Raw genomic sequence first — 25,034 nt, forward strand, 5'->3', positions numbered from 1 at the left:
GAGATCGTCGTGCCTTTGCATGGTTGCAAGGGCTTGGCCGCTTCCGAAAAGAGAGTTGGCAAATCTGATTTGAGCCTGTATGAATGGAAGCGCTTGCACTCGCAGGCGCCCTATCAAGAGAACGACCTCTCGAGCACGTTCATGGAGTCGAGCAATCACGACTCCCCGCAGCTGGCTGTGCGTGTGCGGCGAGGTTGTCCCGCACACGAAAGGTGAACACCGATGAAGGTGAACTCACGCAGCATCCTCACCGCGGGGGCGCTCGCAACGAGCGCTGCCCTGCTGCTCGCCGGCTGCGCCGGCGGCTCCTCCGACAATGCATCCGATGACACGGCCAGCACACTGACCGTGTGGGTGGACGCGGAGCGCGTCGACGCCCTCAAGGACGCTGCCGCGGCCTACACCGACAAGACCGGCGTCAAGGTCGAGCTGGTCTCGAAGGACAACGCCGACATCAAGGATGACTTCATCCAGCAGGTGCCGACCGGCAAGGGCCCGGACATCACGATGGGTGCGCACGACTGGCTCGGCGAACTGTCGACCAACGGCGTCGTCGCGCCACTCGAACTCGGTGACAGCGCCGCTGACTACCTGCCGGTAGCGATCGATGCCGCCACCTATGAGGGCACCGTCTACATGCTGCCCTACGCGGTCGAGAACATCGCCGTGCTGCGGAACGCAGACCTCGTCCCCGAGGCAGCCACAAGCTTCGACGACATGATCGCCAAGGGCACCGCGGCCGGTCTCGACCAGCCGTTCGTGGTTGAGCAGGGTGCCGAGGGCAACCCGTACCACCTGTACCCGTTCCAGACCGCGTTCGGCGCTCCGGTGTTCGGCAGCAACGATGAGGGTTACGACCCCACCGACCTGCAGATCGGCAACGCCGGCGGCGAGCAGTTCGCAGCATGGCTCGCCAGCCAGGGCAAGAACGGCACCGGCGTCTTCAACACGGACATCGACGGTGCCATCGCGAAGCAGAACTTCATCGACGGCAAGTCGGCGTTCTGGCTGACCGGCCCGTGGAACGTGGGCGCCGCTATTGACGCTGGCATCAACGTGGCGATCGACACCGTTCCGAGCCCGACCGCAGAACCTGCGCAGCCGTTCGCCGGCGTCAAGGGCTTCTTCGTGAGCTCGGAGTCGAAGAACAAGGTCGCCGCGAACGACTTCCTGGTGAACTACCTGGGCACTGAAGACGTGCAGCTCGCGTTGTTCGAGAGCGGCAACGTCCTTCCGGCGTTGTCGGCCGCAGCCGAGTCCGCATCCAGCGACCCGATCATCGAGGGCTTCGCCGCCGTCGGTGCCGAGGCTGTTCCGATGCCGGCAATCCCCGCGATGGGCGCGGTATGGCAGTACTGGGGCATCGCCCACGCCGAGGTGATCAACGGCGCCGACCCCGCCGCCACCTGGCAGAAGCTCGCCGCCGACGTGCAGGCAGCGATCCAGTAACACCTGAGACGCTTCGGGGCGGATCGGTCATCGATCCGCCCCGAAGTCCTCCCGCGGGAAGAACGGGCACTCCATGAGCACCATCACCGACGACGAAGTCGCCACCGAGCCAGAGCGCAAGCCGACCAAGCGCCAGCGTGAAGCAGCGCGCATCGCCGACGCGGCATCCGGCGGGATCAAGGTCATTCTGGGCAAGATCCTCTTGCTCGCGATCGTCGACGCTCTGGCGCTCTACGCGATCTTCGTGCTCTTCCTGAACGACCAGTGGCTGGTCCTCGGCCTCGTCGCAGTGGTCACCGGGATCGTCAACTGGATCTACTTCTCCAGGCGCAAGCTGCCGGCGAAGTACCTGACGCCCGGCGTGATCTTCCTCGTTGTATTCCAGGTGTTCGTGCTGCTGTACACCGGCTACATCGCGTTCACCAACTACGGCACCGGCCATAACGGAACGAAAGAGCAGGCCGTCTCCGCGCTGATGAGCGCGGCGCTCGAGCGCGTGCCGGATTCGCCCACCTACGGCGTCACCGTCGTCGAGCAGCCGGGCACCGGCACCCTCGGCCTGCTGGTCACCGACCCCGAGGGCGACGTGCAGGTCGGCATGAACGACGCTCCCCTCGCTCCGGTCAATGGTGCCGACATGGAGGGCGGCAAGGCGGTCGCAGCGGACGGCTGGACCAGCCTGAGCTTCCAGCAGGTGCTCGGCCGCACCGACGAGATCACCTCGCTCGCGGTGCCCTACTCAGACGATCCGAACGATGGTGCGATCCGCACGCCTGACGGAACGAGCGGATACCTCTACGTTTCGACGCTCGAATACGACGAGGCCGCGGCGACGATCACCGATGTTGCGACCGGCACCGTCTACTCCGACATCGGCACGGGCGCCTTCACCTCGGAAGACGGTGAGGAGTTGATGCCCGGCTGGCAGATCACCGTCGGCGCCGACAACTTCGTGCGCGCCGTGACCGATGAACGCCTCGGCGGCCCTCTGCTCTACGTCACCCTCTGGACCTTCGCCTTCGCGCTGATTTCCGTGGCGACCACGTTCTTTCTCGGCCTGTTCCTGGCCATCGTCTTCAACGACATGCGGATGCGCGGGCGCAAGATCTACCGGGTGCTGATGATCCTGCCCTACGCCATTCCGTCGTTCCTGTCGGCGCTGGTGTGGGCGGGCATGATGAATGAGAGCTTCGGCTTCATCAACGAAGTACTCCTCGGTGGGGCCTCCGTGCCGTGGCTCACCGATCCGACGCTTGCGAAAGTGTCGGTGCTCATCGTGAACCTGTGGCTGGGCTTCCCTTACATGTTCCTGGTCTGCACCGGCGCGCTGCAGTCGATACCCGACGAGCTCCAGGAAGCGGCCACGGTCGACGGGGCGAAGCCATGGGCGGTGTTCCGATTGATCAAACTGCCGCTCTTGCTGGTCACGGTGGCGCCGTTGCTGATCGCGTCCTTTGCGTTCAACTTCAATAACTTCAACGTGATCTACATGCTGACGGACGGTGGACCACGCGACACCGATGCCCCGATCCCCGTTGGGTTCACCGACATCCTGATCTCCATGGTTTACAAGGTGGCCTTCACCGGGCAGACGCGTGACTACGGGCTGGCGAGTGCGTACTCGATCATCATCTTCATCGTGGTGGCCGTGATCTCGATCATCGCGTTCCGCAAGACCAAGGCCCTCGAGGAGTTGAACTGATGAGCACCATCACTGGGCGCGCGGCCTCTACGCGCCGGCCGTTCAACTTCGGCCGCTGGTTCCGCACGACCGGCTGGCGGCATGTGGTCGGCGTGATCGTGGTGATCTTCTCGCTGTTCCCGATTGTGTTCGTCGTCTCGTCGTCGCTGAACCCGAACGGCACGCTGACCGGATCGAATGCGCTGTTCTCGAAGATCGGCCTCGACAGCTATATCCGCATCATCAGCGACCCGCAGGTGCCATTCACCACCTGGTTCGCGAACACGCTGATCATCGCCGGGATCACCGCGGTCTGCACCGTGTTCCTGGGCGCCCTGGCGGCGTACTCGTTCTCGCGGATGCGGTTCACCGGACGGCGGATGGGGCTGATCACGATTGTCGTCGTGCAGATGTTCCCGCAGCTGCTTGCCGTGGTCGCGATCTTCCTGCTGATGAGCGCAATCGGTGACCTGTTCCCGGCCATCGGGCTGAATACCCACGTCGGCCTGATCATGGTCTACCTGGGTGGAGCGCTCGGCGTGAACACGTATCTCATGTACGGCTTCTTCAACACCATCCCTGCCTCGATCGACGAGGCCGCAAAGATTGATGGTGCCGGTCACGCCCGGATCTTCTTCACGATCATCCTGCGACTGGTGGCGCCGATCCTCGCGGTGGTGGCGCTGCTGTCGTTCATCTCTTCGGTGAATGAGTTCGTCATCGCCAGCGTGCTACTCGTCGACACCGAGCAGCAGACGCTCGCGGTTGGCCTGACCAAGCTGGTGTCGAACCCGCGCTACGCCGACTGGAGCGCCTTCTCTGCCGGCGCGGTGATGGCCGCACTACCCGTGATGGCCCTGTTCCTGTTCCTGCAGAAGTACATCGTCGGCGGGCTCACCGCCGGTTCGGTTAAATAGCCGGATGCAGCATAGCCGGATGCAGCCGCACCACGACGGGTCAGCCCTTTACGTCTCGACGCAGCAGCCGGCACTCGGCGAACTGGTGTCGGTCAGGCTGCGTGTGCCGACCGCGTACGGGCCGGTCGACCGGGTCAGTGTGCGGTCGAACCCGAACCGCGAACCACGGTTCAGTCCGGCGGCGCGGACGCACTCCGCCGATGGCTGGGACTGGTTCCAGGGCGAGGTGCAGGTGGAGAACCCGGTCCACGGTTACCGGTTCCTCCTCGTCGGCGCCGACGGCTCCCGCCGCTGGCTGAACGCGACCGGGCTGCACGAGATCGAGACCCTCGACGCCGAGGACTTCAAACTGGTCGCACACGAGCCGGCACCCGCCTGGGCGGCCGAGCAGGTCATGTACCAGGTGTTCCCCGACCGGTTCGCGCGGTCGGGGGCGGCCGATGCGCACGCCACCCCGGACTGGGCGATCCCCGCTGCCTGGGACGACCCGGTCGACGTATCGCCGACGGCCCGTTCGCACCAGTTCTACGGCGGCGACCTCGATGGCGTCACCGAGCACCTCGACCACCTGTCACGGCTGGGTGTCACCCTGCTGTACCTGACCCCGTTCTTCCCAGCCGCATCCAATCACCGGTACGACTCGGCCTCCTTCGACGAGGTCGACCCGCTGCTCGGCGGCAATGAGGCCCTGATCCGACTCGTCGAGGCGGCTCATGCCCGCGGCATCCGGGTCATCGGCGACCTGACCAGCAATCATTCCGGTGACCAGCACGAGTGGTTCCTCGCCGCGCAGGCCGGCGGCACGGAACGCGAGTTCTACTACTTCGCTCCTGATGGCAGCTACGAGTCCTGGCTCGGGGTGCCCAGCCTGCCGAAGCTGAACTGGAAGAATCGCGAGCTGCGTCGCCGCTTCATTGACGGGCCAGACTCGGTGGTCGGACGCTGGCTGCAGCCGCCGTTCAACCTCGACGGCTGGCGGATCGACGTGGCCAACATGACCGGCCGCCTCGGCTCGGAAGACCTGAACGCCGAGGTGCGGCAGACCATCCGGCGCACCATGCTCGAGGTCAACCCGGACACCATCCTGCTCGGCGAATCGACCAACGATGCGGCGAGCGACTTCCAGGGCGATGCCTGGCACGGCGCGATGACCTACCCGAACTTCACGAGGCCGCTGTGGAGCTGGCTGTCCGAGCCGGGCAGCCCGGCCGCCGGCGGCATCGGCTTCGCCGAGGGCGTCATTCCCACCTACACCGGGCGACAGTTCCATGCCGCGCACACCCGGTTCACCGGCGGCTTCCCGTGGCGGGTGCGCCTGGCCACCATGAACGCGCTCGACACCCACGACACCCCCCGGTTCCGCACCAGTGCGCTGCCGGGCGTCGTGCCGACCGCGGTCGGGCTGTCGGTGACGCTGCCGGGCATCCCGGTTATCTTCGCCGGCGACGAGTTCGGCCTGATCGGCGTGGACGGCGAACACTCGCGCACCCCGATCCCGTGGGACCGGGTGGGGGAGCCGGATGTCTCGCAGACGCTGTCGCTCTACGAGAGCCTGATCGGCCTGCGCCGCGCGCATCCGGTGCTCTCCACAGGTGGACTGCGCTGGCTGCACGTCTCGGACGACGTGCTGGTCTTCGTGCGCGAGTCGGCCGACGAATCGGTGCTGGTCTGCGCGTCGCGCGCGGGCTTCGACGTGGAGCTCGAGCCGGGAGCGGTGGTGGGGGAGCCCCTCCCGCTGGTCGAGCTTGCCGAGACCTCCGTGCCTGGGGAGCTCATCCTGGCTGAGACGGCCCCGCAGCTCCGTCTGGCAGCCGCCGCCGCCGTGTTCGCTGCCTGGCGCCTGTCCGGGGTGGCGGTGCCTGCCTTCGGCTGAGACGTGTCCGAAGAGGCCTCCGGCAGGTGTTATTCTTGTCCGGTTGCCAAATGGCAGGCGCGGTTTCTGCGTGCGGAAACATTCGCCCCCTTAGCTCATTGGTAGAGCACTTCCTTGGTAAGGAAGAGGTAGTGGGTCCGATTCCCACAGGGGGCTCGATCGGCACTGAGTGTCGCATCGTGGCTGGGTAGCTCAGTTGGTGAGAGCGCACGACTCATAATCGTGAGGTCGCGGGTTCGAATCCCGCCCCAGCTACCGAATAGGTCCCGCGTCTCCCTCCCCGGAGGTCGAGTAAACACACACCCTCGAAACCATCACCCCAACCTTTCCCGGTGCTGACGCGTCTTCAGTAATGTGACCCTCATGCATACCCGCCTCTCGGTGGCTCTCCGCGCAACTGCTGTAGTCGCCGTCGCGCTCCTGCTCGCCGGCTGCGGTTCCCCCGGTTCGCGCGGGCCCGACGCGGAGCCGGCCGCCGCCGTCGACTGCGCGCAGATCGATGCGGATGCCCCGGCAGCCGGCCGCGTGCCGAGCGACTTCGAACCGGTCGCCGTCTATCGCTGCGATCAGTTCGGCAGCATGGAAGACGCCGAAGGCAGGTGGTCCGCGATCACTGCCGAGCGTCTCGAGGGCGACCTCGGGCCGCTGCTCGCCGCCCTGGACGAGCCCGATGACGCGCGGTGGCTCGGCCCGTGCGCCGCCATCATGATGATGGCCCCGGAGCTCTGGCTCGTCGATCTCGACGGTGTGGCGATCCGGGTGGCGCTCCCCTCGGACGGCTGCGGCCAGCCCAAGGTTGACCCGGTGAATATGGCGCTTGCCGCGCTGACGGTGGTCGAGCGGAGCAGCCAGCCGCTCGAGCTCATTGATACTTGGGCTGCTATTGAGGCCGGCTGTCCCACCCGGTGGGCACCCTTACGGATAGCGGCCGTGGATGATCTCGACGGCCAGTCACTGATGCGCGAGGACGATTTGGTTGAGAGAGGTCTCAGCGAGCCGAAGCCCGTGCCAAGCGGCGAACCTGGCGACTCGGGTGTCGAAGTGCGCGATGTCCCGATGCCGCTTCTCGTGTCACCCGACCATATCGATGGCATGCTTCTGTGCCGGTACGCGTCGGAGCACCTGTTCCCAACGCCCGAGGCGGCCGGCACATCCGTTCATATCGGTGGGCCGGAATCGGGCCGCTTTGTGGACGGCCGCAAGCTCAGCCTCGAGGACGCGCTCACGGTGCTCGCCGCCGCTGCCAACATCGACGTGATGCCCCCGATTGATTGCACGCTGCAGGCAACGGAAGTGGTCACGCTATTCCCGCTCCTCGACAGCGCCATCACCGGCTCGCCGATCACGGTCGAGGTCGATGGGTGCCAGAGACTGACCGTGTTCGGGCCGGGCGCTATGCCCGTACCCGCCGAAGTGCTGGCGATCGTTTCCTGAGCCGGTCCGTTGGCCAGATGAACGAATTTTCATCTGCGTTTCCGATTCAGGTCATCAGCGGCTGGGAGGGTGAGTCCAGCGCGCCGGAACCGGCGCAAGTTTGGAGCAACATGAAGAAGTCCCTCGTCCTGACCGCCTCCACCTTCGTCGTGGGGGCAACCCTCGTCGGCGGCAGCGCCTTCGCCGCCACTGGCCTGCTCGCGCCGCAGGAGCAGAAGCCGGTATCGATCACGGATGTCGCCGTCCCCACCGCCGAGCGCGAGCTCGCGGCTTCCGCCGAGGGCGCCGCCGACGTCGCGACCAAGGCCACCACCGACCAGGCCCAGGCCGAGGCTGCCGCAGCCGGCGCCGTGGCCGCTGAGACCACCGGCAGCGTTCGCAGCCAGGAAGTCGCCGTCGTTCCGCGTGAGGTCGCCAAGATTGCGTCCGACAAGGGCAGCGAGACCGGCGAGACCATCTCGGAGTGGGCCAAGACCCAGGCGAACCAGCCGGTAAACGCCGAGGCCGAGGCTGGCGTTGAGGTTGGCGTCGAGGTTGAGGTCGGCGATGTCACTGTCGACACCGAGGCTTCCGCGGATGTCACCGCCGAGGTTCGCGGCGGTAACCGCTAGCGAATCCTGCCCGACCCTTCGAGGTCGCGGCCCGCCCCGTTTGCGCCTTTCGGGTAGGTGCAGACGGGGCTTCTCCTATTTCAGCCGGTACCCCATCCCGCGCACCGTCTGGATCCGGTCGCGTCCGAGCTTCGCGCGCAGGTGACGCACGTAGACATCGACGATGTTCGACTCCGGGTCGAAGTCGACGCCCCACACGCGGCTGAGCAGTTGCTCGCGGCTGAGCACCTGATCGGGGTGCTCAAGGAACTCCACCGCGAGGCTGAACTCGCGTGCGGAGAGGTCGACCATCACACCGGCCACCGACAGCCGTCGGGTGCGGTGGTCGAGTTCCAGGTCGCCATGGCGCAGCGTCCCGCTTGCTGAGGGCGCGGCATCCTTCATCCTGACCCGCACCCGGGCCAGCAGTTCGTCGAAGCGGAACGGTTTCGCGAGGTAGTCGTTGGCGCCGCCCTCGAGGCCGCGCACCGTGTCCACCGACGATCCCCGTGCGGTCAGCATGATGATCGGCAGGGTGTGCCCCTCACCGCGAAGCGTGTCGAGAATGGTGAACCCATCGATGCCGGGCAGGCCGACATCGAGGATCATCAGGTCGTGCTCGAGGCTACGGGCGAGAGCGAGCGCCTCCGGCCCGGTGTGCGCGATCGACACCGCAAATCCGGCGGCGGTGAGCCCGCTGTCGATGAAGTTCGCGATGCGCGACTCATCTTCCGCGATCAGGATGCTTGCCACTAACCGTCCTCGCTCTCGTTGTTGTCGTCATCCTCGGTTGGCGCGGGGATGACGATGGTGAAGGTCGACCCGATGCCGTGTTCGGAGTCGACGCTGACCCGGCCGCCGTGGGCCGCGGCGATCGCCGAGACGATGCTCAACCCCAGGCCGGATCCTTCGATACCGCGACCGGATTCGACCCGGTGGAAACGCCCGAAGATGAGCTCCTGCTGATCAGCAGGCACGCCGATGCCCTGGTCCCGCACCCAGAGGCGGAGTTCGCGCTGCGCGCCTGCCCCGGCGGTTTCGGCGCCGAGCATCACGGTCGTGCCCGGCTCGGAGTACTTCACGGCGTTCTGGGCCAGCTGAAGCAGTGCTTGCGCGACGCGGGTCGGGTCGAGTGCCACCACGGCATCCGTGTCCGATCGGATCCGCCAGACGTGCGCCGAGGACAACGACTTCGCCTTCTCGAGCAGTGAGCTGAGCAGCTCGTCGACGCTGGTCTCGGCGGGGACGACGAAGTCACGCATGCCGGATTCGGCGAGGACCGACAGCTCAGAAACCAGGGCACTCATCCGATCAAGCTCGTCGAGCGACATGGCCCGCACTGCGTCCACCCGGTCCGGCCGGCTGCCATCCAGCAGTTCCAGCTGGCCGCGAATGATTGTGATCGGGGTGCGCAGTTCGTGACTGACATCGTCGACGAGCCGCCGCTGCGCGCCGAACGCCTGCTCCAGCCGGGCGATCAGCGCGTTCACCGTGCGGGTCAGGCGGGACACGTCGTCATTGCCGTGCACCGGAATGCGCTCGCCGAGTTGGGCTGCCGTCATCCGGTCTGCCGTCTCCTGCAGGAGCCGGATCGGCCGCAGCAGGCGCCCGGCGACGAACCAGCCGACCACACCGATCATCAGCAGGGCGATCGAAGCGACAATCAGCGACGTACGCAGAACCTCGGTCGCGCCCTTCAGCACCGGGTCCAGCGAATACGCCGAAACGTAGAACCCGGCTGCCGGATCACCGGTCACGACGACCGGCACGATGACATATCGAACCGCCCCGATCGGGCGCACCGACGTGCCCGTCACCACCGACTCGCTGTCGGCTGCCGTGACGAGCAGGTCGACGAATTTCTCGTCCTGATCGATACGGAAGGGCAATTGCGCATCGGGCACGAACGCCGGTGCGCCGTTCAGCACACCGAGCACGCTCTCGTTCGGTTCGGGCAGGATGCGCTGCATCGCGGTGCTCAGGAATTCGTCGACGGATGCCGGCGGTCTCGCCATCGCATCACCTGCCGCGATCGACTGCAGTTGCTCGACCACTTGGAGCAATTTGCTGTCGACCTCGTTCAGCGCCGATCGCCGTTCGACGAGGTACACGGCCACCGCAGACGCGCCCATTCCGATCGCCGCCACCAGCAGGATCGCCAGCATGATGCGAGCACGGACGGACAGTTGCCCGCCATGCCCGTGTCTGCCGCCCATCGCCGAACATCCTCACACGACGAACCTGCGAGTTCGGCAGGGCGGATCACGCTTTCTTGCGATAACTGCTCACCTTGGGGCAGGGTGAGGACATCGACGGGGGAGGCCGCCTGGTGCAGTTCTGGATTCTCGGGTTCGTCGCGCTCGTCTTCGCAGCAACCTTCATCTATCGGGAGAAGCGGCCGAACCGTGCACGCATGGTCCTCGCCTTCACGGAGCGATTCTCGTACCCCACATCCGACGCTGCTATCAGCCGAATCGATCAGCGCATCCGCGACAGCCTGCGTGGGTTGTGCCTGGGTGGTCTGGTCGGAGCGGTGGTGATCGCCGTCGTCTTCCTGCTGGTTCCCGCCGCAGTCCCGGGCGGAATCGGCGGAGCCGCAACGCTGGCGTTCCTCGTCGGATTCATGGCGTCGGGATCGGGCCTGTCCGCCTATCTCGGATCCGTGAGGCTCCCGGGGAACGCCCCGGATACCCCGCCCCGGACGTCGCTGTTCGACTACCTGCATCCCGGTTGGGTCGTTGCCGCGGTCGTGCTCGTCACGGCATCCGGCACGATGGCCATTGCCGTGATGCTCGATGGCAGAGCCGTACGCGCGGATCCGGGGCTCCCGCTCGCGGTCGCGATCGTGCTCACCGGCCTGGCAGTTCTCGTCGTCATCGCGTGCTGGGCGCTGAGCCGCTCGATGCTCGCGCGTGTCGGGTGGGATGAGCTGGATCGACGCTGGGCCGACGCCCTGCGTGCATCCGATCTGCGTGACCTCTGGATCAGTGCGATCGCCTTCGCGGCGGCGGCTGTCGTGGCCACAGCCGACTGGTTCCTGCCCGATGACATGCTGTGGAGGCTTCCGGTCGGACTGCTCGGCTTCGCGCCCCTCGTGCTGCTCAGCCTGCCAGCCAGCCGGCGAACCGATCAGAGGCTCGCGCACGCCGCTGGCTAGACTGTCCGGGTGCCAGTGAACCCCGAATTGCAGGGACGTGAGTTCCCGCCCACCGCCCCGTATCTGGTCGGGCGCGAGAAGATCCGCGAGTTCGCGCGGGCAGTGTTCGCGACCAACCCGATCAACGATGATCCGGATGCCGCGGCCGCCGCCGGCTACAGCGACATCGTCGCCCCGCCCACGTTCCCCGTGGTCGTGCAGGAGCAGACGCTCGCCCAGTTACTGGCCGAACCGGATGCCGGCATCGACTTCACTCGCGTCGTGCACGGCGACCAGCGGTTCAGCTACTCGCGGCCGATCGTCGCCGGTGACGAGCTCACCGCGACGCTCACGATCGCCAGCGTGAAGAGCCTCGGCGGGCACAGCATGGTCACCGCCGAGTCCCGCATGGTGGACGCCGAAGGCAAGCACGTGGTGACCGCGACATCCACTCTCGTGGTGAGGGGCGACGAATGAGCACCGTTGTAGAACTGACCGTCGGTGACATCGTCGCCGAACGCACGTTCCCGCTGACCCGCGACTCGCTTGTGCGGTACGCCGGGGCATCCGGCGACTTCAACCCGATCCACTACCGCGACGACGTCGCGGCTGCGGTCGGACTACCTGGAGTGCTCGCGCACGGCATGCTGACCATGGGTCTCGCGGTGCAGCCGGTCGTCGACTGGCTCGGCGACCCGGGCAAGGTTGTCGACTACCAGGTGAAGTTCACCCGTCCGGTCGTCGTCGACCCGGATCTCGGTGCCGTGGTGACCGTGATCGCCAAGGTCGGCGTGATCGACGACGACGGGGCAAGGATCGACCTCACCGTCACCTACGCGGGGCAGACCGTGCTCGGCAAGGCGCAGGTGCGTGTCGCGCTGTGACGCTCGCTGAACTGACTACGCTGCAGGTCGGCGGCCCCGCTGAGCGCGTCGTGGCGCCGCTCACCACCCAGGAGCTGATCCGCACCACCCGTGAAGTATGGGCCAGCGGCGAGGACTGGCTGCTCCTCGGCGGTGGCTCGAACGTGGTCATCGCCGACGAGGGCTTCGACGGCACCGTGATCCGGGTGGTGAATCCGGGTATCGAGGTGTCGCGCAGCAACTCCGCCGATGTCGCGGCAGGCTCGTCGAGCAGTCTGGCCCCGTCCACTGTCCGTCTCCGCGTTCAGGCCGGACAGAACTGGGACGAGCTGGTCGCCTGGACGGTTGAGAACGGATGGGCCGGAATCGAAGCCCTCTCGGGGATCCCCGGGTCGGTCGGCGCCGCCCCGATTCAGAACATCGGCGCATACGGGCAGGAGGTCGCATCCGCCCTCGTCGCCGTCGACTTCCTCGATTACCAGACCGGCGAACTGGAGCACCTCGAGGTCTCCGAGCTTGGCCTCGGCTACCGCACCAGCGCTTTCAAGCGGGGCCGGCTCGGGCTGGTCCTCGCGGTCGAGTTCGAGCTGCGTGACAACGGCGGCGCAAGTGAGCCGATCGCGTACTCGCAGCTGGCGTCCGCATTGGGTGTCTCGGTAGGGGACCGGGTCGCGGTGACCCAGGTGCGCGAGGCGGTGCTGGCGCTGCGCTCATCCAAGGGCATGGTGCTGAACCCAGAGGACCCGGACTCGGTGAGCGCCGGTTCGTTCTTCACCAACCCGATCGTGTCGGAGAATTTCGCCCGCAGCCTGCCCGGTGATGCGCCGCGCTGGTCGATGGCGCCCGAGGTTCAGGATGTCGCGGTGCCGCTTGGTGCGGACCCGGCTCCGCCGCCCGCCCACGAGGAGCCGACCGTGAAGCTCAGCGCCGCATGGTTGATCGAGCAGTCGGGGATCAGTCGCGGCTACCGGCTGCCGGGTTCACGGGCAGCGGTCTCAAGCAAGCACACCCTTGCGATCACCAACACCGGCGGCGCCACCGCTACTGAGATCGTGCAGCTGGCCGAGTTCATCCAGACCAGGGTGCTTGCCCAGTTCGGGGTGAGCCTGCAGCCCGAGCCGGTGTTCGTCGGGGTGCACGGTTAGCTGACGCCTGCGCGGCTCCGCGTTCTGCAGGACTTTCTGCTGACGCGCCGGTGCAGCCCGCCGTTCAGACGGCGTGTCCTTCAGAAACTCCTGCGGAACGCTGGGTGATTTCGAGACGCGTCACTCGCTTCGCTCGCGGCGCTCCTCAATCACCGCTCCTAGAGCAGGCCGCGCTCCATCGCCAGGGTGACCGCGCGGGTGCGGTCGTTCACGCCGAGTTTCTCGAAGACGTGCAGCAGGTGCGTCTTCACGGTCGCCTCGGACAGGAACAGCTGGCGGGCGATGTCCGGGTTGCTGTGCCCCTGCGCGACCAGTTGCAGTACCTCGAGCTCTCGCGGGCTCAATGTCGGGGCCGGCTGCTTCACTCGATTGACCAGCAGCGCGGCGATCGAAGGCGCCAGCGCCACTTCGCCACGCGCCACCGACCGGATCCCGGCGAGCAGTTCCTCCTGCGGTGCAGCCTTCAACAGGTAGCCGCTGGCTCCGGCCTCGATCGCCGTCAGGATCGAGGCATCCGACTCATACGTAGTGAGCACAACCACTCGTACGTCCGGCTGGGCGGCGAGGATCCGGCTGGTGGCCTCGTCGCCGTCGAGTTCGGGCATCCGCAGATCCATCAGCACGACATCCGGCTCCAGCTCGGCCGCCAGGGCGACCGCCTCGAGCCCCGTGGTCGCCTGACCGACGACCTCGACGTCGTCGGCGGCCTGCAGCATGGCGACAATCCCGCCGCGCACAATCGGGTGGTCATCGGCTACGAGTACGCGGATCAACGGGCAACCTCCTGATGGGCAAGGGTGACAGTGAGGACGGTTCCGGATGCGTCGCTGCGGATGTCGAGAAATCCACCGACCATCGCGACCCGTTCGCGCATGCCGGCAATGCCCAAGCCGACAGCCGGCGCATCAGGGTCGAAGCCGTGACCGTCGTCCCGGATCGTGAGCGTGCGACCGTCCAGGCTGATGTGCGCCGACCGGGCGCCGGAATGCTTGCGCACGTTCGCCAAGCCCTCCTGGGCGCAGCGCAGCACCACCACCTGGCTGTCACGGTCGAGCACGTCGTCGCTCGCCGACGCCGTGACGGTGATGCCGGTGTCGCGGCTGTATCGCTCGGCGAGCCGTTGCAGAGCGGCAGACAGGCCAGCGTCGAGCGAGGTCGGTGCGCTGGCGGCGACCAAGGTGCGGGTCTCCGCCAGCGCGTCACGCGCGGCGGATTCGAGCTGCTCCAGCTGCAGGGTGCGGGCGGCGGCATCCGGTTCCAGCCGTGCGCGTTCGGCGAGCATCACCATTCCGGTCAGATCCTGCGCGATGGTGTCGTGGATCTCGCGGGCGAGCCGTTCGCGTTCTGCGGTGATCCCGGCGTCCCGGCTGAGGGCGGAGAGCTGCTCCTGCGTCGCGGTGAGCTCGTCGAGAAGGGCCTTGCGCTCCTCGCTCTCGGTGGCGGTTCTGTAGAACCACAGGCCGAAGGCCAGGCTGAAACCGAGGGAGAAGGTGACGGTGAACGCGGTCTGGGCGAGATCATCGGGCGTCGTTCCCGAGCTGAACAGGAAGCCGACGCCGATCGAAAGAGCAAGGGCGACGTTCGCGATGATCGACCCGCGGAGGGTTCTCGGCAGCGTCCACATCAGCGGGTAGCCGAGGAACTGCGCGATGGCGAACAGCGGGTGGATCGCCGTGCCCAGTCCGAAGAGCACGATCACCAGCACCGTGAAGGTGATCGCCGCGCTGTGGCTGTGGTGTGCGTGCCGTCCGATCAGGAACCATGACGCGACCAGCGCGGCGGCGACGGCGGCGAGGGCTGCAAAGTTCGGTTGCCCGATGGCGGTGCCCACGAGGGTCACCGCCATCGCGCACACCGCGACGTGCCACCACCGAGATTCCACTTAGCTATCCTTGCGGATCCAGCGGAAGGTCAGGCGACAGAGCACCAGCCCGGCGACCAGCCAGACGCCGAGCCAGAGCCCGATGCCGGGGAGATCCCAGGCGCCGCCCATCTCCAGCGCCTCGAAGTTCTCGGGGAGGAAGACGTTGCGCATCCCCTGCGCCATCCACTTCAGCGGGAAGGCGCTGGCGACGTTCTGCAGCCAGTCAGGCAGCTGCGAGAACGGCAGGTAGACGCCAGAGATGAACTGCAGCAGCAGCACGATCGGGATGACCACAGCGGTCGCCGACTTGCCGCTGCGTGGCAGGCCACTGAGTGCGATTCCGAGGACGGCGGATGTCACGATCCCGAGCACGAACACCCAGGCAAAAGTCGCCCACTTGGCGGGTTCGTTGGGCAACGCCACCCCAAACGCGAGAGCCGCGACCGCGATGATGAGCACCGCCTGCAGCACGCCGGTGACGAATACCTGGCCGATCTTCCCGACGAAGTAGCTCATCATCGGCAGCGGAGAGCCGGCCAGCCGTTTCAGGGTGCCGTCGCTCTTCTCGGTGGCGATGTCCACGGCGAGGTTCTGCACCCCGCTGAGCAGCAGGCCAGCGGCGAGCATGGCGGGCAGGTAGTAGGCCGCCGCGCTGACGTCGTTGCCATCGGCATCCTGTCCGAAGCCGCCCTCGCTGAAGGCGACCGAGAAGATCAACAGCATGATGATCGGGAAGCCGAAGGTGAAGACCAGGCCGTCCTTCTGCCGGAAGTAGGCCTTCACCTCGTAGCCGATCCGGCGGGCGCCGAGCGTGAGGGCGCTGGGCCGCTTCACGTTGATCCTTCCGCTGGTCGAGCCGCTTCCGCTGGTCGAGCTTGCCGAGACCCCGCCCGCCCCGCTGGTCGAGCCCACCCGGTTGGTCGAGCTCACCCCGCTGGTCGAACCAGTCGAGGCCCTATCTGCAACCTTGCTCATGATGCCTTCTCCAATGCGACGGTCTCATCGTGCGATGTGCCGACGAGACCCAGGTAAATGTCTTCGAGGGTGGGTCGAACGATCTCGAGGCCCTCGGGTTCGGTGGCGAGTCGCTGGTAGAGCTCGGCCACGAAAGTGCCCGGCTCGGTGGTGCGCTGCTCCAGCCGGCGACCGTTCTCCCGCCATCGCACGATCGGGACTCGCGCTTCCGCGCCGCCGATCTCGTCGATCCGGCCGATCTCCACGAGCTGTCCGCCGGCGATGACGCCGGCGCGGTCGCTGAGTTGCGCGGCCTCGTCGAGGTAGTGGGTGGTCAGCAGGATCGTGGTGCCCTCCGCGCTCAGTTGGCGGATGAGGTCCCAGAACTGGCGCCGCGCCTCGGGGTCGAACCCGGTGGTCGGCTCGTCCAGGAACAGCAGCTCCGGCCGGCCGATGATGCCCAGCGCGACGTCGACGCGGCGGCGCTGCCCGCCGGACAGGTTGCGGATCAGAGCGCCCGCCTTCTGCTCGAGCCCGACCGCGGCGATTACCTCGTCGACGCGACGGGGATTCGGGTAGAAGCTGGCGAAGTGCGCGAGTTGCTCGCGCACGGTGACGTTGCCCTGCTCCCCGGTGGACTGCAGCACGATGCCGAGCTTCGCCTTCCAGTCAAGCCGGCCGTGTTGGGGGTCGACCCCGAGCACTGTCGCCTCGCCGCCGCTGCGGTCGCGATACCCCTCGAGGATCTCGATGGTCGTGGACTTGCCCGCCCCGTTCGGGCCGAGCAGGGCGAAGGTCTCGCCCCGGTGGATGTCGAAGCTCACGCCGTCTAGTGCGGTGAAGCTGCCGTAGCGTTTTCGCAGATCGCGCACGCTGACGGCCAGGTCTGATTCGGTCATGTTTCCATGCTGGCCTCCGCCGCGGCATCCCACCATTGATGCAACGGCTGAATCCGGCATCCACCGATCGGTTGATGCCGGATTGCCTCCGTTACGACGCTGAGGTGCCCAAAAGTCCTAGTGCGCAGGCGGAAACACTAGGACTTTTGGGCACTTCACGAGAGTGCGAGGGGTTAGGGCTGAGGCGGGAAGGCTGCGGATGCCTCCGGCCCAGTCTCGGCGGCGGACTCGGGCTTCCGGCCGAGCCGCAGCACGGTGCCGAGAATCGCGGCGAGGATGAGCAGCGTGCCCAGGCCGACAGCGGCGATCACGACGATCAGCGCTGGGTTCAGTCCACTCAGGTCCACAAGGCTGCCGACCAGGAACAGGGTGGCGATGCCGAGCAGCAGCGCTCCCCAGATGATGGTGTGGATGCGGGTCTTCATCGGGAAGCTCCTTCGGTGATGATGGTGACGTTGCCGAAGCCGGCGTAGACATCCACGGCCAACTCGCGGTCAGCCTCGGAGCGGCGGTCGACTCCACTCGGCAGGATCTCGTTGAGGCTGCGCAACAGGCCGTTCTGGTCGGCCGTGCTGCCCTCTACTTCAAGTCGTCCGCCGCCGACGTTGAGGTTCAGTGCGATGTACTCGTTGTCGGGCACGATGACCGTGACGTCACCGAATCCGGAGAACACCCGCACCTCGCCGATCTCGCGCAGGTCCGTTCCGCTGCGGGTGCCCTGCCAGTATTCCTCGAGGTCGATCGTGGTGTCGCCGAAGCCGGCGAAGTACACCTCGTCGCGGTCCTCGCTGTACTCGGCCTCATAATCGCTGCTCCCGAATACGGTGACGTGTGATCCGAAGGGCGAGACGGATGTCGCTACCAGCGTGATCGCCACCACAACCGCGAGCCCGCTGGAGCCGCCCGAGCGCTTGCCGATGATGCCGTTGATGATGATCGCCACGGCGAGCACCGCGAGCATCGAGGCCAGCCCGGCGGTCAACGACTGCTCGGTCAGGGCGCCCTCCCCGACGGCGAACAGGACGAGCGCGCCGACAATGAGGGATAGCCCGATCGCGCTCAGGGTGAACAGCGGGTGGGAACGAGTGCGTTCGTGTTCGGACCGGTACGCGGCGGCCCGAGCGGCGTTTGCGCGCCTGCGTTCTTCAGCAGCGGCGGCCATCGCGGCGCGCTGGGCGTCCTGGTTGGTCCGCACGTACTCGTCGCGCTCCTGCTTGAACTTGGCCTGCTGCTGCTGCCAGGCGGCCAGGTCGGCCGGATCCGTGGGAGCCTCGGAAGCCGGGACATCCGGTGCCACCAGCGGAACGGTGGCCGCGGTCGGAGACGTCGTCGTGGCGGCCGGGTACGCAGCGGTGGGATACGCGGCCGTCGCGCCGTCCGAACCCGCGGCATCACCATCGGCCGGCGGCATCGGCGTGGCCGTCGGGGTGTTGCCCGCGCGGTTCGAGAGGGCGACGACCAGCCAGATCGCCGAGCCGACGATGGCGAGCGTCCAGAACACGCCGAAGAAGCCATCGCCGACCGCCCACGGCCAGACGTTACCGTTCCACCACGGGAAGATCGGCCCGATGAACGGGAACGCGATGTTGCCGCCAGGGATCAGTTCGAGCAGCACCATCACGCCGGCACCGGCAACGGGCGGCTCGAACCGACCGTTGCCGAGTTCCTCGGCATGGATCTTGCCGGTGTGGTCGGGCAGCAGCATCCACGCTGCGGCGTAGAGCAGCAGCATCGGGGCGCCGAGCAGGGCCACCACGACGATGATGCCGCGGACGACGAGCGGGTCGATGTTCAGGCGCAGCGCGATTCCAGAGGCAACGCCGCCGATCCAGCCGGGCTGGCGGGTGAGGCCGATGGATCGCATCCAGGCGAAGAAGCGGTTGCCCTGCGGCTGCTGCTGTGGCGCGCCGGGCGTCTCGGTGGTGGGTTCAGTTGGCATGCTTCGATGCTGGCAGTTCCCTGACATTCGGCACCATGGGGTGTTCCCCTGATCCAACCCTGAGAGCGGCCCCTGAGGGCGGTTCGACGTGCTTGGATTCTTCTGTGACCGTTCTTCGTGCTCCTTTGGTGCGCCCCCGAGACGCCGTGATCGGCGGCGTCTGCGCCGGCCTGGCCGACCACCTGGGCGTGCGGGTCGGCGTGATCCGGCTGTGGACGGTGGTCGCCGCGTTCCTCGGCGGCGCCGGCCTGCTGATGTATCTCTGGCTGTGGGCGCTGGCGCCACTCGAGAAGGCGGGTCCGGATGAGCCGGCCACCCTCCATCGGCGGTTCCCGGTCGCCCCGATCCTCACCGGCGTCGCCGGGTTCAGCGCCCTCGTCTCACTGTTGCTGGCAGGAAACGGTCACGACGCGTCGAGTTGGGTGCTGGTGACCATCGTGGTCGCCGGGGCTGCTGTGGCCTGGAGTCTGGTCTTCGACCGGCAGGATCCGAACCGTTCTGAACGGTACGGAGTGATCGTGCGCACGACCGCCGCCGGGGTGATGCTGGTCACCGCGGTGCTGCTGCTGTCGATGGAGCCCGGCACGGCGGCGTCGGTGCTCTCGGTCGGCATGATCATCGCCGGAGTCGCCGTGCTGGTCGCGCCCGCGGTCGTGAAACTCTGGACCGACCTGATGGCCGAGCGCGCCGCCCGTGTGCGTGAGGAGAGCCGCGCCGAGGTCGCCGCGCACCTGCATGACTCGGTGCTGCAGACCCTCGCGCTGATCCAGAACCGGGCCGGAGCATCCAGCGAGATCGCCCGCATCGCCCGCGCGCAGGAGCGCGAACTGCGCGACTGGCTGTTCTCCGGCACCCGGCCGAGCGACGCGGACTTCTCCTCGCAACTGCGGGAGATCGCGATCGAGATCGAGCTGCAGCACCCCGTGCGATTCGACGTCGTCACGACCGGTGACTTCACCGGCAAGTCCTTCCCGGCGGTGCTCGCCGCCGCGCGCGAGGCGATGCTGAACGCAGCCCGGCACGCCGGCGGTGACGTGTCGGTGTACGTCGAGCTGGCGGCATCCGGTCTGGATGTCTTCATCCGCGACCGCGGCGCCGGATTCGACCTCGCCGCGGTGCCTGACGGTCGGCTCGGCGTGCGGGAATCGATCATCGGCCGGATGTCGCGGCACGGCGGCACCGCAACGGTGACTTCCGGCGAGACTGGTACCGAGATCCACCTGCACCTTGAGACGGGAGACCAGCAATGAGAGTACTCATCGTCGACGACCATTCGATTTTCAGATCGGGGCTGCGCGCCGACCTCGACGGGTCGCTGGAAGTGGTCGGCGAGGCCGCGACCGTGGACGACGCGATCGCGCTGATCGCCTCGCTGGAGCCGGAAGTCGTGCTGCTCGACGTGCACTTGCCCGGCGGCGAGGGCGGCGGCGGCGCGGAGGTGATCCGGCGCAGCGCCGGGCTGCTGGACCGGGTCAAGTTCCTGGCGCTCAGCGTCTCGGATTCCGCAGAGGACGTGGTCGGCGTCATCCGGGCCGGAGCGCGCGGCTACATCACCAAGGGATCCTCGGGGGCCGAGGTGTCGCGTGCGGTGGCGACGGTCGCCGCCGGGGACGCTGTGTTCTCGCCGCGGCTCGCGGGATTCGTGCTCGACGCGTTCGGTGCGGTCGCGGGGGAGCAGGCCGTGCACGACGACGAACTCGACCGGCTCTCCGCGCGGGAGCGCGAGGTGATGCGGCTGATCGCCCGCGGCTACGCCTACAAGGAGGTGGCCAGCGACCTGTTCATCTCGATCAAGACCGTCGAATCACACGTCTCGGCGGTGCTGCGCAAGCTGCAACTGTCCAGCCGGCACGAGCTCACCGCGTGGGCACTGGAGCGCAAACTGCTCTAGCGCTTTCGGTGATTGAGGAGCGCCAGCCCGCTGGTCGAGCCTGCCGAGACCGCTAACTGAGGACGATCCGCGCCGCGCCGAGTGCCTCAGGACAAGACCGCGGCATGGTGCCGCAGGTCCTTTGTTACGGACACTCAAAGCTCCGCCTCCACAACCTCGACCCCTCCGTTTTTGCAATGTCACCCTGGGGCGACACAGCAAATACGCACTGCTGCCCTCCGAAATAAGCTGGGCGGCGTGCTGAGCGGCTACTACGCGAACAGCTGCTGCAGCCGGCGCACACCCTCGAGCAGCGGCTCGTCGCCGAGCGCGTAGGACAGGCGGATGTATCCGCTCGGGCCGAATGCCTCACCCGGGACGACGGCCACCTCGGCCTTCTCGAGGATGAGGTCGGCCAGCTCGAGCGACGTCGTCGGGGTGACGCCCGCCCATTCGCGGTTCAGCAGGCCCGTGACATCCGGGTACACGTAGAACGCGCCCTCGGGCGTCGGCGTGACCATGCCGGGGATCTTGTTCAGCTCCCCGACGATCAGCTTGCGGCGCCGGTCGAACGCCTGGCGCATGTTCTCCACGGCGTCCTGCGAGCCGTTCAATGCGGCGATCGCGGCGCGCTGCGAGATGTTCGACACGTTCGACGACAGGTGCGACTGCAGGTTCGCGGCGCCCTTGATGGCGTCGGCCGGGCCGACCATCCAGCCCACCCGCCAGCCGGTCATCGCGTAAGTCTTCGCCACACCGTTGACCAGGATGGTGCGGTCGGCGAGCTCGGGCACCGCCTCGACGATCGACTGCGCACGCACACCGTCGTAAGTGAGGTTCTGGTAGATCTCGTCGGTGATCACCCAGAGGCCGTTCTCGAGCGCCCACTGGCCGATCTCGCGGGTTTGCTCGGGGGAGTAGACGGCGCCGGTCGGGTTCGACGGCGACACGAACAGCAGCACCTTGGTGCGTTCGGTGCGCGCCGCTTCGAGCTGCTCGACGGTGACCAGGTAGCCCTGGTCGCTGCCGGCGAACACCTCCACCGGCACACCTCCGGCGAGCTTGATGACCTCGGGGTAGGTGGTCCAGAACGGCGTCGGGATCAGCACTTCGTCGCCCGGGTCGAGCAGGGTGGCGAACGACTCGTAGACCGCCTGCTTGCCGCCGTTGGTGACGATGACCTGTGCGGCCTGAACCTCGAGACCGGAATCGCGCAGCGTCTTTGCGGCGATCGCCTCGCGCAGATCCGGCAGGCCCGCCGCCGGCGTGTAGCGGTGGTTCTTCGGGTCGTGCACGGCGGCAGCGGCCGCCTCGACGATGTGCTCGGGCGTGGCGAAATCGGGTTCACCCGCTGCATAGCTGATCACCGGCGCACCCTGCGCTTGCAGGGCCTTCGCCTTGGCATCGACCTTCAAGGTCGCGGACTCGCTGATCGAGCCGATCCGACGGGAGACACGGTTCAGTTCTGGCACGGGGAACAGCCTACTGATGGGTCTCGCCGAGGGCATAGACCGCTCCTTTTGCGTGGTGGTCCCGTGTCGCCTACACTCGACCGAGGTAGTTGAAATCTGCCAAGCTTTGTCGCGCCTACTTCAGGCATCCAGCCAGTTATAACGTCGCAAAGCTATGCTGATTCACTCGTATCCTTGTTGGATACCCGCACCGGCCAGGTGCATAGGGCGGTGGCTCAATTGGTAGAGCAGCGGTCTCCAAAACCGCAGGTTGCAGGTTCGAGTCCTGTCCGCCCTGCAAGTACTCCGCTACCGGCGGAGGGCTTAACACCGTGACAGCCGGCAGAAGGTAGTGATGGCCAGGAAAGTTATCGACGAACCGAGTGAGGATGTCGTCGCAAACGCCAAGAAGGAGCGCGCGGAACGTCGCGGCCCCTTCTCCCGGCTCGCCCTCTTCTTCCGGCAAGTCACCAATGAACTGAAAAAGGTTGTCACCCCGACCCGCAAGGAGCTCTTCAGCTTCACCGGGGTCGTGCTGGTGTTCGTGATCATCATGATGGGCCTGGTGTCCCTCCTCGACTTGGGGTTCGGAACCCTGGTGTCGTACGTGTTCGGTGACGGACCGGTGAACTAGGCAACCGCCTGAAACGGAAATGAGTACCAGTGTCTGAACAAGAGCACCGCGACATCGACCTCGCGACTGCTGCCGAGCAGTCCTCGGAAGTAGACGAGGTTCAGGAGGGCAACGTGCTCGCCGCCGAGGTAGAGTCCGTCGACTCGGCCGAGCACGAGGCGATCCACATCGTCAGCGACGACGAGGAAACCGTTGAAGGCGACCTGGCGGGTCTGCTCGACGCGCTGGACGCTGCGGTCGACCCGGAGGCGGATGCCGTCGTCGACGACGCTCTCGACGTCGACTCGGTCGACGAAGCCGAGGCGGCCGCTGAGGCAACCGAGGATGAGTCCACTGAGGCTGACCCGTACGAGGCGTTCCGCGCCGAGCTGCGCGCCAAGCCGGGCAAGTGGTACGTCATCCACTCCTACGCCGGCTTTGAGAAGCGCGTGAAGTCGAACATCGAGAACCGCAAGGTGAGCCTCGGCATGGAGGACTACATCTTCGAGGTGCAGGTGCCGATGGAAGACGTGGTCGAGATCAAGAACGGCCAGCGCAAGCTGGTGAACCGCGTGCGCATCCCCGGCTACGTGCTGGTTCGCATGGAACTCAACGAGGACAGCTGGTCGGCTGTTCGTCACACCCCTGGCGTCACCGGCTTCGTCGGCAACGCACACAACCCCACCCCGCTGCGCTTCGACGAGGCGTTCTCGATGCTGAAGAGCCTCGTGCAGGTGGAGGTGGCTCCCGCGGCCAAGGCCGGCACGGGCAAGGGTGGCCAGAAGGTCGCCGCGCGGGTCATCCCGGCCGAGGTCGACTTCGAGATCGGCGAGACCATCACCATCAAGGAAGGCTCGTTCGCGGGTCTGCCAGGAACCATCAGCGAGATCAAGCCCGACAGCGGCAAGCTCACCGTGCTCGTGTCGCTGTTCGAGCGTGAAACCCCGGTCGAGCTCAGCTTCGACCAGGTCACCAAACTGTAGGTCGAAAGTTCGCCGCATTCCGCGGCTGCTTGACCAACCCATAGACCACCGCGGTCCGGAACGGCCGGAAACGCGGGAGAGCAGGATGCTCCGGCATCCGGTTCGTACGAAAGGAAAACGAAATGGCACCGAAGAAGAAGGTCACAGGTCTGATTAAGCTTCAGATCCAGGCCGGCGCCGCCAACCCTGCCCCGCCGATTGGTCCGGCGCTTGGTCAGCACGGCGTCAACATCATGGAGTTCTGCAAGGCGTACAACGCCGCGACCGAGTCGCAGCGCGGCAACGTCATCCCGGTGGAGATCACCGTCTACGAGGACCGTTCCTTCACGTTCATCCTCAAGACCCCGCCGGCCGCTGAGCTGATCAAGAAGGCTGCGGGCGTGCAGAAGGGTTCCGCCACCCCGCACACCGTCAAGGTTGCGAAGCTCACCAAGGAGCAGGTGCGTCAGATCGCCGAGCAGAAGGCCGTCGACCTGAACGCCAACGACATCGAAGCCGCCGAGAAGATCATCGCCGGCACCGCCCGCTCCATGGGCATCACCGTCGACGCGTAGTCGACACCCTCAACATTCGTGGCAGCGCCGGCCAGGCGCGACAGACCACAGTCTCTGAAGGAGAACAACATGGCAAAGAACTCCAAGGCCTACCGGGCCGCGGTCGACAAGATCGAAGCCGGCAAGTTTTACACCCCCACCGAGGCCGTCGCGGTTGCCCGCGAAACCGGCTCGGCGAAGTTCAACTCGACCGTTGAGGTCGCGCTGAAGCTCGGCGTCGACCCCCGCAAGGCCGACCAGATGGTGCGCGGCACCGTCATCCTCCCGCACGGCACCGGCAAGACCGCCCGCGTCATCGTCTTCGCAACCGGCCCCGCGGCCGAGGCGGCCATCGCAGCCGGCGCTGACGAGGTCGGCGGCGACGACCTGATCGAGAAGGTCGCCGGCGGCTACACCGCGTTCGACTCCGCCGTCTCGACCCCCGAGCTCATGGGCAAGGTCGGTCGTCTCGGTAAGGTGCTTGGTCCGCGTGGCCTGATGCCGAACCCGAAGACCGGTACCGTGACCCCGGATGTCGCGAAGGCAGTTTCCGAGATCAAGGGTGGAAAGATCGAGTTCCGCGTTGACAAGCACGCCAACGTGCACTTCGTCATCGGCAAGGCGGCCTTCACCGCTGAGCAGCTCGACGAGAACCTGAAGACCGCGCTCGATGAGGTTGTGCGTCTCAAGCCGTCGAGCTCGAAGGGCCGTTACGTGCTGAAGGGTTCGCTGTCGACCACGTTCGGTCCCGGCATCCCGCTGGACGTCAACGCGATCTAATCCTGCGTTCTGCAGAAAGGGCCTGTCTTCGGACGGGCCCTTTCTCGTTGCCCGGGCGGT

Annotated in this window: 25 protein-coding genes and 3 tRNA genes; 19 read left to right on the plus strand and 9 right to left on the minus strand. The window is 66.7% G+C overall.

Translation table 11 applies throughout. From position 1 onward, the window contains the following. The first annotated feature begins 222 nt into the window (after positions 1-222). From GO591_RS01165 to GO591_RS01200, 8 genes are all read left to right on the plus strand, one after another. The gene (locus GO591_RS01165) at positions 223-1,449 is read left to right on the plus strand and encodes a sugar ABC transporter substrate-binding protein (protein WP_157155130.1); all 1,227 of its coding nucleotides are present in this window, start codon (positions 223-225) and stop codon (positions 1,447-1,449) included. A gap of 73 nt (positions 1,450-1,522) precedes the next feature. Further along, a complete protein-coding gene (locus GO591_RS01170) occupies positions 1,523-3,151 on the plus strand; it encodes an ABC transporter permease subunit (protein WP_157155131.1) in 1,629 nt (542 codons plus the stop codon). Continuing rightward, positions 3,151-4,047: a sugar ABC transporter permease gene (locus tag GO591_RS01175; protein ID WP_157155132.1), complete on the plus strand. Its 897-nt coding sequence runs from the start codon at positions 3,151-3,153 to the stop codon at positions 4,045-4,047. Before GO591_RS01170 ends, GO591_RS01175 begins: the two co-directional genes overlap by 1 nt. A gap of 19 nt (positions 4,048-4,066) precedes the next feature. Next, positions 4,067-5,920 carry a glycoside hydrolase family 13 protein gene (locus tag GO591_RS01180; RefSeq protein ID WP_157155133.1) on the plus strand — a complete coding sequence of 618 codons (1,854 nt, stop codon included), beginning with the start codon at positions 4,067-4,069 and terminating at the stop codon, positions 5,918-5,920. Positions 5,921-6,004: 84 nt separating this feature from the next. Beyond that, positions 6,005-6,076 (plus strand) — tRNA-Thr (locus GO591_RS01185). A gap of 25 nt (positions 6,077-6,101) precedes the next feature. Continuing rightward, positions 6,102-6,175: transfer RNA gene (locus GO591_RS01190), tRNA-Met, on the plus strand. A 270-nt stretch (positions 6,176-6,445) separates the two neighbouring features. Beyond that, complete coding sequence (locus GO591_RS01195) at positions 6,446-7,354, plus strand: hypothetical protein (protein ID WP_157155134.1); 909 nt, start codon at positions 6,446-6,448, stop codon at positions 7,352-7,354. Positions 7,355-7,464: 110 nt separating this feature from the next. Next, a complete protein-coding gene (locus tag GO591_RS01200; RefSeq protein WP_157155135.1) occupies positions 7,465-7,965 on the plus strand; it encodes a hypothetical protein in 501 nt (166 codons plus the stop codon). Between the two features lie 75 nt (positions 7,966-8,040). Here the strand turns inward: GO591_RS01200 and GO591_RS01205 are convergent, their stop codons facing one another. Both GO591_RS01205 and GO591_RS01210 read right to left on the minus strand, forming a co-directional pair. Beyond that, positions 8,041-8,697, minus strand: a complete 657-nt coding sequence (locus GO591_RS01205) for a response regulator transcription factor (protein ID WP_157155136.1) — start codon at positions 8,695-8,697, stop codon at positions 8,041-8,043. Then, the gene (locus GO591_RS01210) at positions 8,697-10,160 is read right to left on the minus strand and encodes a sensor histidine kinase (protein ID WP_157155137.1); all 1,464 of its coding nucleotides are present in this window, start codon (positions 10,158-10,160) and stop codon (positions 8,697-8,699) included. Before GO591_RS01210 ends, GO591_RS01205 begins: the two co-directional genes overlap by 1 nt. A gap of 113 nt (positions 10,161-10,273) precedes the next feature. On the opposite strand from GO591_RS01210, the gene GO591_RS01215 reads away from it, so the two are divergent. From GO591_RS01215 to GO591_RS01230, 4 genes are read left to right on the plus strand one after another with little or no spacing between them, the layout of a single operon-like run. Then, the gene (locus GO591_RS01215; RefSeq protein ID WP_198295517.1) at positions 10,274-11,101 is read left to right on the plus strand and encodes a hypothetical protein; all 828 of its coding nucleotides are present in this window, start codon (positions 10,274-10,276) and stop codon (positions 11,099-11,101) included. Between the two features lie 9 nt (positions 11,102-11,110). Then, positions 11,111-11,557 carry an FAS1-like dehydratase domain-containing protein gene (locus GO591_RS01220; RefSeq protein WP_157155139.1) on the plus strand — a complete coding sequence of 149 codons (447 nt, stop codon included), beginning with the start codon at positions 11,111-11,113 and terminating at the stop codon, positions 11,555-11,557. After that, positions 11,554-11,964, plus strand: coding sequence for a MaoC family dehydratase (locus GO591_RS15830; RefSeq protein WP_157155140.1), 411 nt, complete (start codon positions 11,554-11,556; stop codon positions 11,962-11,964). Before GO591_RS01220 ends, GO591_RS15830 begins: the two co-directional genes overlap by 4 nt. Then, complete coding sequence (locus tag GO591_RS01230; protein ID WP_232466229.1) at positions 11,961-13,088, plus strand: UDP-N-acetylmuramate dehydrogenase; 1,128 nt, start codon at positions 11,961-11,963, stop codon at positions 13,086-13,088. The genes GO591_RS15830 and GO591_RS01230 overlap by 4 nt, the downstream gene beginning before the upstream one ends. 158 nt (positions 13,089-13,246) lie before the next feature. Here the strand turns inward: GO591_RS01230 and GO591_RS01235 are convergent, their stop codons facing one another. The 6 genes from GO591_RS01235 to GO591_RS01260 form a co-directional block, all read right to left on the minus strand. Next, a complete protein-coding gene (locus GO591_RS01235) occupies positions 13,247-13,861 on the minus strand; it encodes a response regulator (RefSeq protein ID WP_157155141.1) in 615 nt (204 codons plus the stop codon). Next, positions 13,858-14,970, minus strand: coding sequence for a sensor histidine kinase (locus tag GO591_RS01240; protein ID WP_157155142.1), 1,113 nt, complete (start codon positions 14,968-14,970; stop codon positions 13,858-13,860). The genes GO591_RS01235 and GO591_RS01240 overlap by 4 nt, the downstream gene beginning before the upstream one ends. Beyond that, positions 14,971-15,927 (minus strand): ABC transporter permease, encoded by a 957-nt coding sequence (locus tag GO591_RS01245; protein ID WP_198295518.1) that lies wholly within the window; start codon positions 15,925-15,927, stop codon positions 14,971-14,973. Beyond that, positions 15,924-16,805 (minus strand): ABC transporter ATP-binding protein, encoded by an 882-nt coding sequence (locus GO591_RS01250; protein ID WP_157155143.1) that lies wholly within the window; start codon positions 16,803-16,805, stop codon positions 15,924-15,926. The genes GO591_RS01245 and GO591_RS01250 overlap by 4 nt, the downstream gene beginning before the upstream one ends. Positions 16,806-16,978: 173 nt before the next feature. Further along, positions 16,979-17,230: a hypothetical protein gene (locus tag GO591_RS01255; protein ID WP_157155144.1), complete on the minus strand. Its 252-nt coding sequence runs from the start codon at positions 17,228-17,230 to the stop codon at positions 16,979-16,981. Beyond that, positions 17,227-18,744 (minus strand): PspC domain-containing protein, encoded by a 1,518-nt coding sequence (locus tag GO591_RS01260; RefSeq protein ID WP_157155145.1) that lies wholly within the window; start codon positions 18,742-18,744, stop codon positions 17,227-17,229. The genes GO591_RS01255 and GO591_RS01260 overlap by 4 nt, the downstream gene beginning before the upstream one ends. A gap of 104 nt (positions 18,745-18,848) precedes the next feature. On the opposite strand from GO591_RS01260, the gene GO591_RS01265 reads away from it, so the two are divergent. Both GO591_RS01265 and GO591_RS01270 read left to right on the plus strand, forming a co-directional pair. After that, the gene (locus GO591_RS01265; protein ID WP_232466230.1) at positions 18,849-19,994 is read left to right on the plus strand and encodes an ATP-binding protein; all 1,146 of its coding nucleotides are present in this window, start codon (positions 18,849-18,851) and stop codon (positions 19,992-19,994) included. Next, positions 19,991-20,635: a LuxR C-terminal-related transcriptional regulator gene (locus tag GO591_RS01270; RefSeq protein ID WP_157155147.1), complete on the plus strand. Its 645-nt coding sequence runs from the start codon at positions 19,991-19,993 to the stop codon at positions 20,633-20,635. The genes GO591_RS01265 and GO591_RS01270 overlap by 4 nt, the downstream gene beginning before the upstream one ends. A 251-nt stretch (positions 20,636-20,886) precedes the next feature. On the opposite strand, the gene GO591_RS01275 is transcribed toward GO591_RS01270, so the two are convergent. After that, complete coding sequence (locus GO591_RS01275; protein ID WP_157155148.1) at positions 20,887-22,122, minus strand: pyridoxal phosphate-dependent aminotransferase; 1,236 nt, start codon at positions 22,120-22,122, stop codon at positions 20,887-20,889. A gap of 168 nt (positions 22,123-22,290) precedes the next feature. Here GO591_RS01275 and GO591_RS01280 point away from each other — a divergent pair. The 5 genes from GO591_RS01280 to rplA all read left to right on the plus strand — a co-directional run bounded on the left by GO591_RS01280 (position 22,291) and on the right by rplA (position 24,974). Beyond that, positions 22,291-22,363: transfer RNA gene (locus GO591_RS01280), tRNA-Trp, on the plus strand. A 57-nt stretch (positions 22,364-22,420) separates the two neighbouring features. Next, positions 22,421-22,699 carry a preprotein translocase subunit SecE gene (gene secE, locus GO591_RS01285; protein ID WP_157155149.1) on the plus strand — a complete coding sequence of 93 codons (279 nt, stop codon included), beginning with the start codon at positions 22,421-22,423 and terminating at the stop codon, positions 22,697-22,699. Between the two features lie 29 nt (positions 22,700-22,728). Continuing rightward, positions 22,729-23,661, plus strand: a complete 933-nt coding sequence (nusG, locus tag GO591_RS01290) for a transcription termination/antitermination protein NusG (protein WP_157155150.1) — start codon at positions 22,729-22,731, stop codon at positions 23,659-23,661. Between the two features lie 122 nt (positions 23,662-23,783). Next, on the plus strand, positions 23,784-24,215 hold the full coding sequence (gene rplK, locus GO591_RS01295; protein ID WP_157155151.1) for a 50S ribosomal protein L11: 432 nt from the start codon (positions 23,784-23,786) through the stop codon (positions 24,213-24,215). Between the two features lie 69 nt (positions 24,216-24,284). Then, positions 24,285-24,974 carry a 50S ribosomal protein L1 gene (gene rplA, locus GO591_RS01300; protein WP_157155152.1) on the plus strand — a complete coding sequence of 230 codons (690 nt, stop codon included), beginning with the start codon at positions 24,285-24,287 and terminating at the stop codon, positions 24,972-24,974. The last annotated feature ends 60 nt before the right edge of the window (positions 24,975-25,034 follow it).

This window comes from Diaminobutyricimonas sp. LJ205, assembly GCF_009755725.1.
Taxonomy (GTDB): Bacteria; Actinomycetota; Actinomycetes; order Actinomycetales; family Microbacteriaceae; genus Ruicaihuangia.

Excerpts from the sequence above, each read along its gene's own strand:
- GO591_RS01165 (WP_157155130.1), top strand. The coding sequence starts at position 223 with ATGAAGGTGAACTCACGCAGCATCCTCACCGCGGGGGCGCTCGCAACG.
- GO591_RS01170 (WP_157155131.1), top strand. The coding sequence starts at position 1,523 with ATGAGCACCATCACCGACGACGAAGTCGCCACCGAGCCAGAGCGCAAG.
- GO591_RS01175 (WP_157155132.1), top strand. The coding sequence starts at position 3,151 with ATGAGCACCATCACTGGGCGCGCGGCCTCTACGCGCCGGCCGTTCAAC.
- GO591_RS01180 (WP_157155133.1), top strand. The coding sequence starts at position 4,067 with ATGCAGCCGCACCACGACGGGTCAGCCCTTTACGTCTCGACGCAGCAG.
- GO591_RS01200 (WP_157155135.1), top strand. The coding sequence starts at position 7,465 with ATGAAGAAGTCCCTCGTCCTGACCGCCTCCACCTTCGTCGTGGGGGCA.
- GO591_RS01210 (WP_157155137.1), bottom strand. The coding sequence starts at position 10,160 with ATGGGCGGCAGACACGGGCATGGCGGGCAACTGTCCGTCCGTGCTCGC.
- GO591_RS15830 (WP_157155140.1), top strand. The coding sequence starts at position 11,554 with ATGAGCACCGTTGTAGAACTGACCGTCGGTGACATCGTCGCCGAACGC.
- GO591_RS01245 (WP_198295518.1), bottom strand. The coding sequence starts at position 15,927 with ATGAGCAAGGTTGCAGATAGGGCCTCGACTGGTTCGACCAGCGGGGTG.
- GO591_RS01250 (WP_157155143.1), bottom strand. The coding sequence starts at position 16,805 with ATGACCGAATCAGACCTGGCCGTCAGCGTGCGCGATCTGCGAAAACGC.
- GO591_RS01255 (WP_157155144.1), bottom strand. The coding sequence starts at position 17,230 with ATGAAGACCCGCATCCACACCATCATCTGGGGAGCGCTGCTGCTCGGC.
- GO591_RS01260 (WP_157155145.1), bottom strand. The coding sequence starts at position 18,744 with ATGCCAACTGAACCCACCACCGAGACGCCCGGCGCGCCACAGCAGCAG.
- GO591_RS01270 (WP_157155147.1), top strand. The coding sequence starts at position 19,991 with ATGAGAGTACTCATCGTCGACGACCATTCGATTTTCAGATCGGGGCTG.
- GO591_RS01275 (WP_157155148.1), bottom strand. The coding sequence starts at position 22,122 with ATGCCCTCGGCGAGACCCATCAGTAGGCTGTTCCCCGTGCCAGAACTG.
- secE (WP_157155149.1), top strand. The coding sequence starts at position 22,421 with ATGGCCAGGAAAGTTATCGACGAACCGAGTGAGGATGTCGTCGCAAAC.
- rplK (WP_157155151.1), top strand. The coding sequence starts at position 23,784 with ATGGCACCGAAGAAGAAGGTCACAGGTCTGATTAAGCTTCAGATCCAG.
- rplA (WP_157155152.1), top strand. The coding sequence starts at position 24,285 with ATGGCAAAGAACTCCAAGGCCTACCGGGCCGCGGTCGACAAGATCGAA.